The sequence below is a fragment of the Acinetobacter sp. Z1 genome, assembly GCF_024296945.1.
Taxonomy (GTDB): Bacteria; Pseudomonadota; Gammaproteobacteria; order Pseudomonadales; family Moraxellaceae; genus Acinetobacter; species Acinetobacter beijerinckii.
On sequence record NZ_CP101115.1, the window covers coordinates 2,861,830 to 2,878,018 of the forward strand.

At 40.8% G+C, this 16,189-nt stretch carries 13 protein-coding genes, 2 tRNA genes and 3 rRNA genes; 7 read left to right on the forward strand and 11 right to left on the reverse strand.

Going from position 1 to position 16,189, the window contains the following annotated elements; translation table 11 throughout:
- Window positions 1–43 precede the first annotated feature (43 nt).
- From hisG to NGC85_RS13540, 11 genes are all read right to left on the reverse strand, one after another.
- Complete coding sequence (gene hisG, locus NGC85_RS13490; RefSeq protein WP_254731846.1) at window positions 44–733, reverse strand: ATP phosphoribosyltransferase; 690 nt, start codon at window positions 731–733, stop codon at window positions 44–46.
- Window positions 730–1,989, reverse strand: coding sequence for a UDP-N-acetylglucosamine 1-carboxyvinyltransferase (gene murA, locus NGC85_RS13495; RefSeq protein ID WP_254731848.1), 1,260 nt, complete (start codon window positions 1,987–1,989; stop codon window positions 730–732). Before murA ends, hisG begins: the two co-directional genes overlap by 4 nt.
- Window positions 1,990–1,995: 6 nt before the next feature.
- A complete protein-coding gene (gene ibaG, locus NGC85_RS13500; protein WP_005056857.1) occupies window positions 1,996–2,247 on the reverse strand; it encodes a BolA family iron metabolism protein IbaG in 252 nt (83 codons plus the stop codon).
- 138 nt (window positions 2,248–2,385) lie between these two features.
- Window positions 2,386–2,727: a ribosome-associated translation inhibitor RaiA gene (gene raiA / locus NGC85_RS13505; protein WP_005057789.1), complete on the reverse strand. Its 342-nt coding sequence runs from the start codon at window positions 2,725–2,727 to the stop codon at window positions 2,386–2,388.
- A 168-nt stretch (window positions 2,728–2,895) separates the two neighbouring features.
- Window positions 2,896–4,344 (reverse strand): RNA polymerase factor sigma-54, encoded by a 1,449-nt coding sequence (locus NGC85_RS13510; protein WP_005056858.1) that lies wholly within the window; start codon window positions 4,342–4,344, stop codon window positions 2,896–2,898.
- Window positions 4,345–4,589: 245 nt separating this feature from the next.
- Window positions 4,590–4,925: a hypothetical protein gene (locus NGC85_RS13515; RefSeq protein WP_254731850.1), complete on the reverse strand. Its 336-nt coding sequence runs from the start codon at window positions 4,923–4,925 to the stop codon at window positions 4,590–4,592.
- A gap of 129 nt (window positions 4,926–5,054) precedes the next feature.
- Window positions 5,055–5,169: ribosomal RNA gene (gene rrf, locus NGC85_RS13520) — 5S ribosomal RNA — on the reverse strand.
- Between the two features lie 173 nt (window positions 5,170–5,342).
- A 23S ribosomal RNA gene (locus NGC85_RS13525) occupies window positions 5,343–8,236 on the reverse strand.
- Between the two features lie 414 nt (window positions 8,237–8,650).
- Window positions 8,651–8,726 (reverse strand) — tRNA-Ala (locus NGC85_RS13530).
- Between the two features lie 70 nt (window positions 8,727–8,796).
- A tRNA-Ile gene (locus tag NGC85_RS13535) sits at window positions 8,797–8,873 on the reverse strand.
- Window positions 8,874–8,932: 59 nt separating this feature from the next.
- Window positions 8,933–10,470, reverse strand: a 16S ribosomal RNA gene (locus tag NGC85_RS13540).
- The 16S, 23S and 5S rRNA genes sit together here with 2 tRNA genes alongside, the layout of an rRNA operon.
- A gap of 574 nt (window positions 10,471–11,044) precedes the next feature.
- Here NGC85_RS13540 and NGC85_RS13545 point away from each other — a divergent pair.
- The 7 genes from NGC85_RS13545 to NGC85_RS13575 all read left to right on the forward strand — a co-directional run bounded on the left by NGC85_RS13545 (window position 11,045) and on the right by NGC85_RS13575 (window position 16,153).
- Complete coding sequence (locus NGC85_RS13545) at window positions 11,045–11,920, forward strand: VacJ family lipoprotein (RefSeq protein ID WP_254731852.1); 876 nt, start codon at window positions 11,045–11,047, stop codon at window positions 11,918–11,920.
- A 130-nt stretch (window positions 11,921–12,050) separates the two neighbouring features.
- Window positions 12,051–13,019: an RsbU family protein phosphatase GigA gene (gene gigA, locus NGC85_RS13550; protein ID WP_005051734.1), complete on the forward strand. Its 969-nt coding sequence runs from the start codon at window positions 12,051–12,053 to the stop codon at window positions 13,017–13,019.
- 102 nt (window positions 13,020–13,121) lie between these two features.
- Complete coding sequence (gene gigB, locus NGC85_RS13555; RefSeq protein WP_254731854.1) at window positions 13,122–13,643, forward strand: anti-anti-sigma factor GigB; 522 nt, start codon at window positions 13,122–13,124, stop codon at window positions 13,641–13,643.
- A 28-nt stretch (window positions 13,644–13,671) separates the two neighbouring features.
- A complete protein-coding gene (locus tag NGC85_RS13560; RefSeq protein ID WP_254731856.1) occupies window positions 13,672–14,496 on the forward strand; it encodes a carbon-nitrogen hydrolase family protein in 825 nt (274 codons plus the stop codon).
- 203 nt (window positions 14,497–14,699) lie between these two features.
- On the forward strand, window positions 14,700–15,062 hold the full coding sequence (locus NGC85_RS13565; RefSeq protein WP_254731858.1) for a DUF4951 domain-containing protein: 363 nt from the start codon (window positions 14,700–14,702) through the stop codon (window positions 15,060–15,062).
- A 133-nt stretch (window positions 15,063–15,195) separates the two neighbouring features.
- Complete coding sequence (locus NGC85_RS13570; protein WP_254731860.1) at window positions 15,196–15,633, forward strand: MarR family winged helix-turn-helix transcriptional regulator; 438 nt, start codon at window positions 15,196–15,198, stop codon at window positions 15,631–15,633.
- A gap of 88 nt (window positions 15,634–15,721) precedes the next feature.
- Window positions 15,722–16,153: an organic hydroperoxide resistance protein gene (locus NGC85_RS13575; RefSeq protein WP_005051723.1), complete on the forward strand. Its 432-nt coding sequence runs from the start codon at window positions 15,722–15,724 to the stop codon at window positions 16,151–16,153.
- Window positions 16,154–16,189 lie beyond the last annotated feature (36 nt).

Consider the following 16,189-nt stretch of genomic DNA (forward strand, 5'->3'; position numbering starts at 1 on the left):
AAAGGTTAACCGAAGTTAACCTTTTTTATTTCGATCTCACAGCTTATTGTTGCTTAGCGTTAATAGCTTCTTCTAGCTGCACCAAAATTGGATTAAGTACTGCTTGCTTACGTTTAAAGCTCGCCTTATTGACAATCAGCCGCGAAGAAACTTTGCAAATTTCCTCTAACGGCTCCAATCCATTAGCACGTAAAGTATTACCGGTATCCACCACATCAACAATGTAATCACCCAATCCAACTAAGGGTGCGAGTTCCATTGATCCGTATAGCTTGATTACATCAACCTGCTCACCAAGGCTTGCATAATACTGACGTGTTAAATTGACATACTTCGTGGCAATTTTTAAACGCCCTTTTGGACGTTCCATGCCAACTTTACCTGCTGTCATCAGCTTACAATTCGCAATTTTTAAGTCAAGAAGCTCATAAACATGCTGAGCGCCATGCTCCATCAAAACATCTTTACCTGCAACACCGAAATCTGCTGCGCCATTTTCAACATAAGTCGGCACATCAGAAGCACGTAGAATTAAGATACGAACTTTTTTATGGGTTGTTGGAAAAATCAATTTACGAGATTTATCAGGATCCTCAAGTAAATTAATACCCGCATTTTCTAGTAAGGGTAATGTCTCTTTTAAAATACGACCTTTACTGAGTGCTAAAGTTAAACCATGATCAAAATTTCCCATTACATCAAAATTTGGATCATCGTTTCTTAAGTCATTCATTCTTTTACTCGCTTAATCTGAGCACCTAAACTTTGCAATTTTTCTTCCACATGTTCGTAACCACGATCAATATGGTAGATACGATCAATCAGTGTTTCACCTTCAGCAACCAAAGCAGCAAGTACAAGTGAAAATGAAGCGCGTAAATCAGTTGCCATAACAGGCGCTGCTTGAAGTGTTTCAACTCCAGTAACAACAGCATCATGACCTTCAACTTGAATATTCGCACCCATACGTGAAAGTTCTGGTACATGCATAAAACGATTTTCAAAAATTGTTTCTGAAATCGTTGCAAAACCACGACCTATCACATTGACTGCCATCAGTTGAGCTTGCATATCAGTTGGAAAATCTGGGTGCGGTAATGTTCTAAAACTGACTGCTTTCGGGCGTTTACCCTGCATATCTAGCTCAATCCAGTCATCACCACGAGTGACTTCTGCACCCATTTCTTCAAATTTATCTAAGACCGCTTCTAACAATGTAGGATCAGTATGTGTGGTTTTAACTCGACCGCCAGTAATTGCAGCTGCTGCTAAATACGAACCTGTTTCAATACGATCCGCAACAACAGCATATTCGCAGCCGTGCAAACTTTCAACACCAGTCACCACTAAAGTATCCGTGTCTAAACCTTCGATCTTCGCACCCATTTTAATTAACATTTGCGCAAGATCAGTAATTTCAGGTTCACGAGCCGCATTTCGAATCGTGGTCACGCCATCTGCTAGTGCAGCAGCCATCAAGATATTCTCTGTACCACCGACAGTGACCATATCAAAAATGACTTCACCACCTTTTAAGCGACCATCTACTGAAGCATGGACATATCCATTTTCAACTTCTATTTGTGCACCTAAAGCTTCTAAAGCTTTCAAATGCTGATCGACAGGACGTGAACCAATTGCACAACCACCAGGAAGTGAAACTTTGGCATTACCATAACGTGCTAATAATGGACCTAACACCAAAATAGATGCACGCATGGTTTTTACAAGTTCATAAGGTGCGAATTGATTGTCTAAGGTCGATGCATCAGCTCGAACAATATCACCCTCATAACTCATGGTGATGCCTAAACCCGCAATCAATTTCACTAAGGTGTTAACATCTTTTAGGTTGGGTACATTGGTTAGCGTAGTTGGGGAATCAGCAAGAATCATTGCTGCGAGTAAAGGCAAAGCAGCATTTTTAGCGCCAGAAATACGTACTTCACCCTCGAGCTTAACACCGCCCGTGATTAAAAATTTATCCATTAATATTTAGGCTCCGAAAAGGCTTGCTTTGCGCCATTCGTCTTTTGTCATTGCACGAATCGTAACAGCATGTACTGCACCACTCGCGATATAAGAATTTAAAGGTGCATAAACTGCTTGTTGGCGAGTGACGGTTCTTTTACCCTCAAACTGATCATCAACAATTCGAAGGTCAAATTTTCCAGCCTGACCGCTCACTGCTACTTCTGCTTCAGGGAAAGCTTCTTTTAAAATTTGCGTGAGCTGCTCAATATTCATTAACAAGACCTCTTATACAACCATCGGTGTAAAACGAAACATTTTACTATAACTTTTTCAGATAATTCAGTAAGCAGTTTCTTTTTTTATCAATAAAAAAAAGAGGCTCGATAACAAGCCTCTTATACACAGGATAAATTAATTCAAAAGTGCAAGCTCATGTTGATATGAGCACTGTATTTTCCTGTGTTTAGCAAGTTGTCTTTTTAATTTATCAGTTAATTTTCTAATTGAAGTGTACATATCATCGGCTGTTGCCTGTGCAAACAATTCCACGCCAGGCAAACGAATAATTGCTTCAGCAATATGGTTTGCACTGCCTTTGTGTGAACGTTTATCAATTTGATGATCTTTAGCCAGCTTAATCTGCATACTATTTACTTGATCTAAATGTTTCGTCATCTGACTAAACTTTTCTTTTATATTCTCTTCTATGGCTGGCGTAATGGTTAAATGGTGTCCACGAATTGTTATTTGCATAATTCTATCCCTCACCTTTTTCTCTGGATTCAAGAGAATTACTTAAATAGATTTAATGCATGTACATGTTGAATATCCATTAAATCATTACCGTAATTCCTCTAGTGATCATTAAAAAAATTCATTATTCCGTAATAATGAACGCTTAGAATAGTCACACCTTCAAATTTAGATCAAGACTTTTCTTTCAGAAGATGAAGGAATATGTAACGATTCACGATATTTTGCGACCGTTCTTCGTGCTACTTCAATCCCATCATTTTTCAACATTTCAGCTATCGCATTATCCGACAATGGTTTACGAGGATTCTCACTCGAAACCAGTTTTCTAATCATTGCACGAATAGCCGTAGATGATGCTTCTCCACCTGATGTCGTTCCAACATGACTAGAAAAAAAGTATTTCAACTCAAAAAGTCCACGTGGAGTCAGCATATATTTATTGGTCGTGACACGCGATACGGTAGACTCATGCAATTCAACCTCCTCTGCAACATCACGTAAAACCAAAGGTTTCATTGCCTCAGGCCCATGTTCCAAAAAAGCACGTTGATGTTGGACAATACATGTTGAAACTTTTAATAAAGTCTTATGTCGTTCATCTATACTTTTTATAAAGTTTTTTGCCTCTAACATCTGATTACGCAAATAGACATTATCATCACTTTGATCTGCACGACGAATCATGTTTGAGTAAAATGAATTAATTCTTAGTTTAGGCATAACATCAGGATTAAGCTGAACTTGCCAATGATGGTCTTTCTTTAATACGACAACATCTGGAACCTGATATTCTGATTCTTGTTGATCGAATTCCAATCCAGGATAAGGCTTCAGTGTTTTTAATAAATCAACAGCACTTTGTAGTTGATCTTTTGACAATCCAGTTTGCTTTAATAGTTTATTTAAATCATTAGAAATTAATAACTCATAATTTTTCAGTAAAATTTTAGCTTCATTTAAATAAAGCGTTTTATCATTTAACGCTTCCAGTTGAATTTTCAAACATTCAGCTAAACCTCTTGAACCCACCCCAACAGGATCTAATCGCTGAATATGTTTGAGAACAACAGCAACTTCATCCTCTTCAACTTCTTCTTCGCTTTCCATTTGATGCAGCAAACCAACGACTGCTGATAAAATATCTTCTAATGTGGTTTCTAAAAAACCTCTGTCATCTAAAGAATCAACAATGCAATATGCGATTAGCTTATCTAAGTTGGAAAAGTGCAGAAGATTAACTTGTTCTAAAATATGTTCTTTTAAACTCAATTGAATTTGACGATTATCTTCTCTTTCTTCAAATTCAGGAGATGCCAAAGCAGTTGATTGATGCGTATAAATATCATCCCACTCTGTATCAACAGGCAAATCATTTGGTAAATGATCTGCATTTAACTCCGTCGTCAAATCACTTGATTCTTTAACCTCTAAAGTGGATAAACTTTCAGTCGTATTGATATCTTCTATTTTTTCTAGCAATGGATTACTATCTAATTGAATTTGTATTTCTTGTTCTAACTCCAAACTCGATAATTGTAATAAACGAATCGCCTGTTGCAATTGAGGAGTTAACGATAGATTGTTCGCAACTTTCAATCCAACAGATAACTTCATACGATCTTCCTTTTATAAAACAAGCAAAAAACATGCCCATATAAATATTTATAACATAAAGCAATGTTTACGCATACAAGGAAAAAACTTTTCAACTGACTTATCTGTTCAAAAAACTAGCAAAAGAATAAATATTTGTGGTAGTAAATAGTCTGCTTCGCGCCCAGAGCTAGCTGAAAATGATTATTCAGTTTAAATAAAACTTTTATTAAAGCAGATAGCATCTTTTATGATGAAAATATCAACTACTTTATATTTTGTTGTTTTAGGCATTCAATCATTTCATCCAATACTTTCTGCCCCTTGGTTCTTCGCACAAGATCATTTAGATCGCCGGCTAAAAAGCCAGACCAAGCTGTACTCGTTGAACTGGAGGACATTGTATATCGCCCACAAGCAGAACAGACCTTTTGGTCTGCTGTTATAAATGCTACATAAAGTTTTGCTCCAGGATTATCTAATATCCATTCACGAATAACTCGAAGTGCTTGATATTTTTCCTTAAGTTTTTCTAACCACTTCCAAACTAAAAAACCTAAATAGACAATTCCAATTGCAGATAAAAGTTCATAGAGAATCATCTCACTCCTAATAGCTTTTCTTATTTAGCATCTAATTAGGATAAAAATAGCACGACTCTTTTAATATTGACTTAATTTTCCAAAAAAAACACCCCCTCTGCATTAGCGGAGGGGGTGTTAGTATTTAAAAGCTGGCGATGACTTACTCTCACATGGCAAGTGCCACACTACCATCAGCGCGAAGAGGTTTCACTTCTGAGTTCGGGAAGGGATCAGGTGGTTCACTCTTGCTATTGTCGCCAGCAAACTGTTGTGGTGTTTTCGGGTCTTATTCACGATGTAATCATCGTATGCCTTACTTACGGTCCAAAGAGTTATTAACGGATTAGATAATTGGTCTGTATTGTAACTAGTTTGTACACTAAATCAAGTTAAGTATTGAATTTATCTTGAATACAACAACTGTTTGGGTGTTGTATAGTCAAGCCTCACGAGCAATTAGTATTGGTCAGCTTCACACGTCACCGTGCTTCCACACCCAACCTATCAACGTCCTAGTCTCGAACGGCTCTTTAGAGGACATAAAGTCCTAGGGAAATCTTATCTTGAGGTAGGCTTCCCGCTTAGATGCTTTCAGCGGTTATCCCTTCCGAACATAGCTACCCGGCGATGCCACTGGCGTGACAACCGGTACACCAGAGGTTCGTCCACTCTGGTCCTCTCGTACTAGGAGCAGATCCTCTCAAATTTCCAGCGCCCACGGTAGATAGGGACCGAACTGTCTCACGACGTTCTAAACCCAGCTCGCGTACCTCTTTAAATGGCGAACAGCCATACCCTTGGGACCTGCTTCAGCCCCAGGATGAGATGAGCCGACATCGAGGTGCCAAACACCGCCGTCGATATGAACTCTTGGGCGGTATCAGCCTGTTATCCCCAGAGTACCTTTTATCCGTTGAGCGATGGCCCTTCCATACAGAACCACCGGATCACTAAGACCTACTTTCGTACCTGCTCGACTTGTGGGTCTCGCAGTTAAGCGCGCTTTTGCCTTTATACTCTACGCGTGATTTCCGACCACGCTGAGCGCACCTTCGTACTCCTCCGTTACTCTTTAGGAGGAGACCGCCCCAGTCAAACTACCCACCAGACATGGTCCTCGCCCCGGATTACGGGGCAGAGTTAGAACCTCAACATTACCAGGGTGGTATTTCAAGGACGGCTCCATTGGAACTAGCGTTCCAACTTCAAAGCCTCCCACCTATCCTACACAAGTAAGGTCAAAGTTCAATGTCAAGCTGCAGTAAAGGTTCACGGGGTCTTTCCGTCTAGCCGCGGGTACACTGCATCTTCACAGCGATTTCGATTTCACTGAGCCTCTGCTGGAGACAGCGCCGCCATCATTATGCCATTCGTGCAGGTCGGAACTTACCCGACAAGGAATTTCGCTACCTTAGGACCGTTATAGTTACGGCCGCCGTTTACTGGGGCTTCGATCAAGAGCTTCGCTTACGCTAACCCCATCAATTAACCTTCCAGCACCGGGCAGGCATCACACCCTATACGTCCACTTTCGTGTTTGCAGAGTGCTATGTTTTTAATAAACAGTTGCAGCGGCCTGGTTTCTGTGGCTGCCAATAGCTCAGGGAGCAAGTCCCATCACCGTCAGCAGCGTACCTTCTCCCGAAGTTACGGTACCATTTTGCCTAGTTCCTTCAGCAGAGTTCTCTCAAGCGCTTTGGTCTACTCGACCTGACCACCTGTGTCGGTTTCGGGTACGATTCCTGTGTAACTGAAGCTTAGAGACTTTTCCTGGAAGCATGGTATCAGCCACTTCACTGTACAAGTACAGCTTGCTATCAGCTCTCAGCATAGAGCACCCCGGATTTGCCTAAGATGCATGCCTACAGCCTTCCACCTGGACAACCAACGCCAGGCTGACTTAACCTTCTCCGTCCTCTCATCGCATTACACAGAAGTATTGGAATATTAACCAATTTCCCATCGACTACGCCTCTCGGCCTCGCCTTAGGGGTCGACTCACCCAGCCCCGATTAACGTTGGACTGGAACCCTTGGTCTTTCAGCGAACGGGTTTTTCACCCGTTTTGTCGTTACTCACGTCAGCATTCGCACTTCTGATACCTCCAGCATACTTCTCAATACACCTTCATCGGCTTACAGAACGCTCCCCTACCACTTACGCTAATGCGTAAATCCGCAGCTTCGGCACATAGTTTTAGCCCCGTTACATCTTCCGCGCAGGCCGACTCGACTAGTGAGCTATTACGCTTTCTTTAAAGGGTGGCTGCTTCTAAGCCAACCTCCTAGCTGTCTATGCCTTCCCACATCGTTTCCCACTTAACTATGATTTTGGGGCCTTAGCTGGCGGTCTGGATTGTTTTCCTCTTGACTACGGACGTTAGCACCCGCAGTCTGTCTCCCGGATAGTACTCATTGGTATTCGGAGTTTGCATCGGTTTGGTAAGTCGGGATGACCCCCTAGCCGAAACAGTGCTCTACCCCCAATGGTATTCGTCCGAGGCGCTACCTAAATAGCTTTCGGGGAGAACCAGCTATCACCAGGCTTGATTAGCCTTTCACCCCTATCCACAAGTCATCCCCTGGCTTTTCAACGACAGTGGGTTCGGTCCTCCAGTTAGTGTTACCCAACCTTCAACCTGCTCATGGATAGATCGCCTGGTTTCGGGTCTACACCCAGCAACTAAACGCCCTATTAAGACTCGATTTCTCTACGGCTCCCCTATTCGGTTAACCTTGCTACTGAATGTAAGTCGCTGACCCATTATACAAAAGGTACGCAGTCACCGAACAAGTCGGCTCCCACTGCTTGTATGCATGCGGTTTCAGGATCTATTTCACTCCCCTCACAGGGGTTCTTTTCGCCTTTCCCTCACGGTACTGGTTCACTATCGGTCAGTCAGGAGTATTTAGCCTTGGAGGATGGTCCCCCCATATTCAGACAAGGTTTCACGTGCCTCGCCCTACTCGTCATCATTGTGTGTGCCCTTTCGTGTACGGGAATATCACCCTCTACGTTCGCACTTCCCAGAGCGTTCCACTAGAACACACACAACTTAATGGGCTGCTCCCCGTTCGCTCGCCGCTACTAAGGGAATCTCAATTGATTTCTTTTCCTAAGGGTACTGAGATGTTTCACTTCCCCTCGTTCGCTTCATAAACCTATGTATTCAGTTTATGATACCCGCCTTATAGCGGGTGGGTTCCCCCATTCAGAAATCTCCGGATCAAAGGATATTTGCCGCCTCCCCGGAGCTTTTCGCAGGCTATCACGTCTTTCATCGCCTCTGACTGCCAAGGCATCCACCACATGCACTTAATTACTTGACTATACAACCCCAAACAGTCGTTAACACATACAAGTGAGTGTTAGCGTTGCAAACTTAATTGCTACTATTCGTTGTCTGTGAACTTAATCACCATACAGCTTCAATCTAAATTCATTACCAAAACGCTTGATTCAGTGTTTTTGCTAGTTCTCAGATTAACTCTTCATCCAACTGAAATACTTACGTATTACTGTTAGTGTTGAATTAATCGAGTTTGAACAATTTATTTCAGACTCAATTTTCTAATCTGTTAATGATTAACTACCACCTCGTCGGTGCGTAGTAAACTGTGATAAATCACAGAAGTTAATAAACTCAAATCAAAATCTCTTTTGACTTATTTAGGTATTTATTAATTTCTATAATTTACTTTAGCTTTGAATTAATTTCGTTCTTACAAACTCTTTTTAATTCATGGTGGAGACTAGGAGAGTCGAACTCCTGACCTCCTGCGTGCAAAGCAGGCGCTCTACCAACTAAGCTAAGTCCCCAGCTTAAATCATAATGAACGACATATCTTTCAATCTAGCAGCTTGTGATTATTCATCACTTCGTCAGTAGTGGTGGGTCTGACAAGACTTGAACTTGTGACCCCACGCTTATCAAGCGTGTGCTCTAACCAACTGAGCTACAGACCCTCAGATACATCTTCGAAGAACAACTTGTTGTGGATTCTTACCGGCCATCAATCTTTCGTTAAGGAGGTGATCCAGCCGCAGGTTCCCCTACGGCTACCTTGTTACGACTTCACCCCAGTCATCGGCCACACCGTGGTAAGCGTCCTCCTTGCGGTTAGACTACCTACTTCTGGTGCAACAAACTCCCATGGTGTGACGGGCGGTGTGTACAAGGCCCGGGAACGTATTCACCGCGGCATTCTGATCCGCGATTACTAGCGATTCCGACTTCATGGAGTCGAGTTGCAGACTCCAATCCGGACTACGATCGGCTTTTTGAGATTAGCATCCTATCGCTAGGTAGCAACCCTTTGTACCGACCATTGTAGCACGTGTGTAGCCCTGGTCGTAAGGGCCATGATGACTTGACGTCGTCCCCGCCTTCCTCCAGTTTGTCACTGGCAGTATCCTTAAAGTTCCCGGCTTAACCCGCTGGCAAATAAGGAAAAGGGTTGCGCTCGTTGCGGGACTTAACCCAACATCTCACGACACGAGCTGACGACAGCCATGCAGCACCTGTATGTAAGTTCCCGAAGGCACCAATCCATCTCTGGAAAGTTCTTACTATGTCAAGACCAGGTAAGGTTCTTCGCGTTGCATCGAATTAAACCACATGCTCCACCGCTTGTGCGGGCCCCCGTCAATTCATTTGAGTTTTAGTCTTGCGACCGTACTCCCCAGGCGGTCTACTTATCGCGTTAGCTGCGCCACTAAAGCCTCAAAGGCCCCAACGGCTAGTAGACATCGTTTACGGCATGGACTACCAGGGTATCTAATCCTGTTTGCTCCCCATGCTTTCGTACCTCAGCGTCAGTATTAGGCCAGATGGCTGCCTTCGCCATCGGTATTCCTCCAGATCTCTACGCATTTCACCGCTACACCTGGAATTCTACCATCCTCTCCCATACTCTAGCTGACCAGTATCGAATGCAATTCCTAAGTTAAGCTCAGGGATTTCACATCCGACTTAATCAGCCGCCTACGCACGCTTTACGCCCAGTAAATCCGATTAACGCTCGCACCCTCTGTATTACCGCGGCTGCTGGCACAGAGTTAGCCGGTGCTTATTCTGCGAGTAACGTCCACTATCCAGTAGTATTAATACTAGTAGCCTCCTCCTCGCTTAAAGTGCTTTACAACCAAAAGGCCTTCTTCACACACGCGGCATGGCTGGATCAGGGTTCCCCCCATTGTCCAATATTCCCCACTGCTGCCTCCCGTAGGAGTCTGGGCCGTGTCTCAGTCCCAGTGTGGCGGATCATCCTCTCAGACCCGCTACAGATCGTCGCCTTGGTAGGCCTTTACCCCACCAACTAGCTAATCCGACTTAGGCTCATCTATTAGCGCAAGGCCCGAAGGTCCCCTGCTTTCTCCCGTAGGACGTATGCGGTATTAGCATTCCTTTCGGAATGTTGTCCCCCACTAATAGGCAGATTCCTAAGCATTACTCACCCGTCCGCCGCTAGGTAATGTAGCAAGCTACATTTCCCCGCTCGACTTGCATGTGTTAAGCCTGCCGCCAGCGTTCAATCTGAGCCATGATCAAACTCTTCAGTTTAATATCATTTGTGCTTTATTCTAAGCACCAAATCTGGCTCATCAATTTTCTGACTTTAATTTCTCAAATAAACTTCGAGTAATTTCTACCATTCAATCAATGAAATATTTTCGATCGATTAACCAGTAAAAATCCACACAAGTTGTTCTTCTATTCTCTTAATGATCTTCTCGATGATTCGTCATCATCAAGCTAGGTCGGCTATATTACTCTGAATTTCTTCAAAGTCAACAGGTAATTTAGATATTTATCAAACTTATCAACCAACTCAAGAATCTAACCAATCTAGCCAAATCCTTGTTTCTCAACAAGTTTTTATCTGCATCACCGCCGATGGATGTGCATTCTACAGCATTTCCAAACCAACACAACCCCTTTTCTTAATTTCTTTTTATTTATTATCTCAAGTGGTCAGCTTTTGAACAAAAACATCTTTTTACTTATATTTTTTGAACAAATTTGCTTTAATTAGGACAGAACAATTAATTTTTGCTCTTGCTATATATTATGATGAGTTCGATTCAAACAATCACTTAATGACTGCATTTCGCATTTTCAGCGACTAAGGACTTTTATGCATTATTCAAATTTTATCTTGCTTGGGTTGTTATCTGCTGGAGCGTGCTCATTCGTATTTGCAGCAGACACTGCAAATCCAGCAAGCAATGCTATTACAAACCAAACCTTTGAACAAAATACTTCAACACTACAGGCAATAAAAGATTTAAAACATATTACAAAAAACGATTTAAAAGTGAATGCGAATGCGGCACAACCCGATCAAGTGAAAGATCCACTACAACCCCTTAACCGTCAAATCTTCGCTTTTAACGATGCTTTAGATCGTAATGTATTAAAGCCTGTTGCAATTCAATATGTTGCCAAAGTTCCTGAACCTGTTCGTAATCCATATCGCCAGTTTCGTAAAAATTTAGGTGAACCTTGGAATGCGGTAAATCAATTAATTCAAGGTCGTCCTAGCCGAGCAGCCAAAACATTAGGACGATTTACGGTTAATACTTTAACAACTCTAGGTTTTGCTGATCCTGCGCGTCGTTTAGGACTGCCAACAGAAGAGGAAAGCTTTGGGGTGACATTAGGATATTATGGTGTTGCCTCTGGCCCATATGTGATGCTTCCTTTTTTTGGACCGAGCACTTTCCGTGATGGTTTTGGTTTAGCTGCAGACAGTTTTGGTCGCCCTCAAAAATATTTATTAGATGATCAAGAAGGCATACTTTGGTCGACTAATGTTTTACAAGCGATTGATGCTCGCTCACAAATTTTAGATATAGAAGAAAGTTTAAAAGGCGATAAATATGCAATGATTCGCGATTTCTACCTACAAAGAAAAGCTTTCCAAATTGCTGAAAAGAAAGGCGATTCAAACGATATTTCCTTTATCGGCGATGTTGATGATACCGATGAATCATCTCCAGATGAGCAATAACTTTATAATCATTTTATTACAAATCTAAGTATTGCTTGGGTTTTAAAAGCTTTAGCAATACTATGTTTTTCATCATATTTCATCTATGATGACTTAAAAAATGATCACTTAAAGGATCGGCAATTTATTTATGTATTTCATCCAACCCACACGCTCAGTAACTTATCTAGATCAAGCATTAAGTGAGTTACCAAGCCTGCAAATCATTCAAGTGGATGATTTAGAATTGTATGATCAAACCATTATTGCAATTGCTGATGTACAAGATTTTTTAAAATATCAATGGAAACTCCCAACAATTGTTCTTGCTTTTGAACATGAAGGAGCTGCACTAGCTCAAGCTTGGGAGCTAGGTGCGTTGGCTGGTTGGATGTGGGATAATCTCCCTAAGAATCCAGTACACTCTTTATTTAAAATTGACGCGCAATATAAACGTAATCAAGATAGTCGTGATTTACCATCCGCAGCTGAATTACAAAAGCGTTTATTACCAAATCCAATCGAACTTCCAAATTATCAATTTGAGTCTCTGTTTCAGCCATCCGCTTATTTGTCTGGTGATTGGTATGATTATTGGAGATTGAATGATCATGAAGTTTTATTTTATTTAGCCGATGTTTCTGGTCATGGTGTTACTAGTAGCTTACTCACATCGTGGATGGCTGCTTTTCATGGTCGCTCCAAAAGACCAAGCCAATTAATTCAAAAGCTAAATGCCATGCTGATGCAAGAAAATATTGAAAAACATATCACTATGGTGGCAGGTATATTAAATCTAACAACAAATGAAGTATGCTGGTCTAGCGCAGGACATTATCCACCACCCATCATTTTTGAACCAAACAAACCGCCACAAATTTTAACCACCAGTAGCTTTCCACTCGGCTTAACTGAAGAACTCGAGGTTGAAGAGCACTGTTGTGTGTTAAGTCGTCATGCACGATTTATTTTATGTTCAGACGGTGCACTTGAACCATTTGATGGTGGTTTAAATGATCAGTTCAATCAATTGGTCGAACATCTACAAAATGATTCCTTTCAAGCACCAGAACATGTAGCTGATGACATTGCAATTCTGAGCTTATGTCGAATGAATTAATTTAAATATCAATATTTTAATTAGATCACACCATCCAACCACTTGTGTCTAGAATATCACTATGGGATAATTTTATATCCTTTCTCTGAAAATGGCATTTATATGTCAACAGGTCATGTTGAATATGCAAGTTTGAACGGAACGCATATTTTCAAACTTATTGGCGAAGTGCGTGCTCACTCTTGTATAAGTTTAGACAAACTACTTAACAGGATTGAACAACAGCAAAATGTTGTTGGTGCAATCGTTGATTTGACTGAAACCACATTTATTGACAGTACTGTATTAGGCATACTGGCAAAATTGGGGTTAAAGCTCAAGCAAGCTCATCACATACAAGCAGTTATGCTATCGACAAATCCAGATATTACAACCTTAGCCAATAGTATGGGGCTAAGACAGGTTTTTGTTATCTTAAATTATTGTGGCGATCCAAATGTATGCACATTAGAGCTTACTGAGGAACATGTTACTCATAGCGCTATGTTAAATACCGTACTTGATGCACATAAAACGTTGATGCGTTTAAATGACAACAACCAAAATATGTTTGAACCACTCGTTAAGCAATTGCAAAAAGAGCAAGATTGCTTGAATACTGACGTACAAAAACAAAATGCTTGATTGTTAAGCTAACTACATTGGCTGCTCTATGACCTTACTCTCTGTTGCTCAAATGAATTCTCAGAATGACATTGAAGATAACTTCATTGTTATAGAAAGATTATTACAACAGAGCAAGGCACAAGCAGCTAACCTGATTGTCTTCCCTGAAAATTTCGTGTGCTTTGCCGCAGGTAAACAACGAGAAACTGCTGCTCAGTTTGAAGCAATCCAACAACGTTTAGAACAACTCGCACATCGATATCAAATTTGGATTATCGCTGGTACATTACCTTGTCCTTTTCGTCCTGATGGTTCAATCATTACTGATGGTCGTGTGCGAACGGTCAGCTTATGCATTAGTCCTGAAGGCACTGAAGCACGTTACGATAAAATTCACTTATTTGATGTTCAAGTCGGTGATGCTGTTGGTGGATATCAAGAATCTCAATTCTTTGAACCAGGCGATCAAGTGGTTGTCGCGAAAACACCATTTGGTAATATCGGTCTCATGGTCTGTTATGACCTACGCTTTCCTGAACTTGCTTTAACCTTACGTCAGCAAGGTGCACATATACTCTCTGCCCCAGCAGCATTTACCTACACCACTGGCAAACTGCATTGGCAATTACTATTACAAGCACGTGCGATGGATAGTCAATGCTATGTTTTAGGTGCTGCTCAACAGGGATGGCATGGTGAAAAACGCCAAACTTGGGGACATTCAGGCATTACCGACAGTCGCGGTCAACTTTTACAAATGGTCGATACTGAAGGTCAGGCATTAATTACCAACTCGTTCGATATCAAAGAACAGGAATCAACTCGCCTATCCATGCCATTAATGCAACATCGAAAATTAATCAGCTATTGATATATTCCTATTGGAAGCACTGATTTCTTCCATTGAAAATTTATAATTATAAAAATAACTGACTAACATAATCATATTTTATGCATGCATGATCGCTAGAATGATGATTTAATAAGAATTAATAATCATCGTAGAACAAGTTTCAACATTTTCTCACCATGAACCGTGTAACATCTGGCCTTAAATTGCCTCAAGCTCTATCTATGTATAAATTTATTCCTTTCTTCTTTTTCTTAGGGACAACAGCACACATACATGCAATGACAGATGATGTCTTAATTGATCCATCCACTCAAGTACAAAACACATTACCCACCCCGCAAAATTTATCTATAAACAGTTTTGGACAATGGATAATTGGTTGGGGTACTGGTGCTGAAGGAGCGAGACAACGATTAGAAAATATCAAGCGCGAAGACATCATCATCATAAAGCAGAAAGGAACAACTTTAGAGATGATCCAACTTTGGCAACAATATTTTGAACAGCAAACAATAGCTAATCCAAATAATCCTACAGCACGAAATAGAGCGAAACTATTAAAGAAAATTGCAGATCTTTGGTAATTCCAAAATCAAATAAAGTTGGCAATATAGGCTTTTGAATACCCTTTCAATTATTGATTGATTCTAAAATTGCTTAATCAATGCTTTAAGACCAATATATACTGGGTAAAGTTAACTATTTATTGAGAGCTGCATGGGTGAAGAACACCAACAACTATTATTAGATAATCAGTTATGTTTTCTAGTTTATTCGACTAATTTAGCAATCAACCAAGTCTATAGACAGTTGCTTGCGCCGCTTAAACTTACCTACCCTCAATATCTTGTAATGTTGGTTTTATGGGAAAAAGATCAAGTTACTGTTTCTGAAATTGGTGATCGATTATTTTTAGAGTCTTCGACATTAACACCTATCTTAAAAAAACTAGAGTCTGCACAACTGATTCATCGTAAACGCTCAAAAAAAGATGAAAGAATGGTGATCATTTCACTCACTGAGCAAGGTATAGATTTACAATTACAAGCTATTGATATTCCACATCAGATTACCCAAGCTGCTTCATGTAGTCCAAAGACTTTATTTGAGTTGAAAAACCAACTTGCAGAACTACGTCACAATCTAACCAAGTGATTGCCCTATTTACAATTTGATTACTTGTTTTTGATTTTATATCGTGTACGATTTAATTGAACTCAACATTAATTCAGGAATAATAATCATGTCTCTAGAACAAGTCGTATATCGAGCAAAAGCCAAAGCAACAGGTGGTCGTGATGGTCGAGCTACATCATCAGATGGTGTCTTAGATGTTCAATTAGGTGTGCCAAAAGAAATGGGCGGTGCCGGTGGAGCAGTGACTAACCCTGAACAACTTTTCGCAGCTGGTTATTCTGCATGTTTCCTTGGTGCAATGAAATTTGTAGCAAATCGCGATAAATTAAAAATTTCAAAAGATGCATATGTTGAAGGTGAAGTTGGAATTGGTCCGATCCCAAACGGTTTCGGAATTGAAGTGACGTTAAATGTATATTTAATTGGTTTAGAACAAGCTGAAGCAGAACAATTAGTAGCAGCAGCACATATCGTTTGTCCTTATTCAAATGCAACACGCAATAATATCGATGTGAATTTTAATATCGTTACTGCGTAATTAAATTTATAAAAAAAGCAGTAAGGTTAACCTTGC

Bases quoted from the DNA above. Each gene is read 5' to 3' on its own strand.
- hisG (WP_254731846.1), bottom strand. From the start codon at position 733: ATGAATGACTTAAGAAACGATGATCCAAATTTTGATGTAATGGGAAAT.
- murA (WP_254731848.1), bottom strand. From the start codon at position 1,989: ATGGATAAATTTTTAATCACGGGCGGTGTTAAGCTCGAGGGTGAAGTA.
- ibaG (WP_005056857.1), bottom strand. From the start codon at position 2,247: ATGAATATTGAGCAGCTCACGCAAATTTTAAAAGAAGCTTTCCCTGAA.
- raiA (WP_005057789.1), bottom strand. From the start codon at position 2,727: ATGCAAATAACAATTCGTGGACACCATTTAACCATTACGCCAGCCATA.
- NGC85_RS13510 (WP_005056858.1), bottom strand. From the start codon at position 4,344: ATGAAGTTATCTGTTGGATTGAAAGTTGCGAACAATCTATCGTTAACT.
- NGC85_RS13515 (WP_254731850.1), bottom strand. From the start codon at position 4,925: ATGATTCTCTATGAACTTTTATCTGCAATTGGAATTGTCTATTTAGGT.
- NGC85_RS13545 (WP_254731852.1), top strand. From the start codon at position 11,045: ATGCATTATTCAAATTTTATCTTGCTTGGGTTGTTATCTGCTGGAGCG.
- gigA (WP_005051734.1), top strand. From the start codon at position 12,051: ATGTATTTCATCCAACCCACACGCTCAGTAACTTATCTAGATCAAGCA.
- gigB (WP_254731854.1), top strand. From the start codon at position 13,122: ATGTCAACAGGTCATGTTGAATATGCAAGTTTGAACGGAACGCATATT.
- NGC85_RS13560 (WP_254731856.1), top strand. From the start codon at position 13,672: ATGACCTTACTCTCTGTTGCTCAAATGAATTCTCAGAATGACATTGAA.
- NGC85_RS13565 (WP_254731858.1), top strand. From the start codon at position 14,700: ATGTATAAATTTATTCCTTTCTTCTTTTTCTTAGGGACAACAGCACAC.
- NGC85_RS13570 (WP_254731860.1), top strand. From the start codon at position 15,196: ATGGGTGAAGAACACCAACAACTATTATTAGATAATCAGTTATGTTTT.
- NGC85_RS13575 (WP_005051723.1), top strand. From the start codon at position 15,722: ATGTCTCTAGAACAAGTCGTATATCGAGCAAAAGCCAAAGCAACAGGT.